We start from the raw sequence: 394 nt of genomic DNA, 5'->3' as shown, positions 1-394 counted from the left end.
CTTCTATGCTTGCTAAAGGACATGATTATCATAGTGTGGATTTGAGTGTGATTTTAGGGCTTGATGAATATTTGTTGCGTCCTAGTTTTAGAGCGAGTGAAGAAACTTTAGCTTTAGCTATGCAAGTTGCAGGCAGGGCAGGGCGTAAAGGCGAAGCAAGAGTACTTTTGCAAACAAAAAATAGAGCTTTTTTTGAAAGGTATATAGAGAATTATGATGCTTTTTTAAAAGATGAGTTAGAAAATAGAAAAGATCTTTACCCCCCATTTAAACGCCTTTTAAGAGTTCTTATAGAAGATAAAGATCAAAAAAGTGCACAAAAACTTTGTGAAAAATTTGCTTCTCAATTTAGAAATATCAAACAGGTAGAATTGGTAGGCTATGGAATTTGTGG

General features: G+C 34.3%; 1 pseudogene. It reads left to right on the top strand.

Features of this window, described 5'->3' with window-relative positions:
- Positions 1–394 (top strand): annotated as a pseudogene (locus EHH60_RS36960) (hypothetical protein); the annotation flags it as partial.

The sequence above is a fragment of the Bradyrhizobium sp. RP6 genome (assembly GCF_003837805.1).
Taxonomy (GTDB): Bacteria; Pseudomonadota; Alphaproteobacteria; order Rhizobiales; family Xanthobacteraceae; genus Bradyrhizobium.
This window is presented reverse-complemented; position numbering and strand designations above follow the sequence as displayed.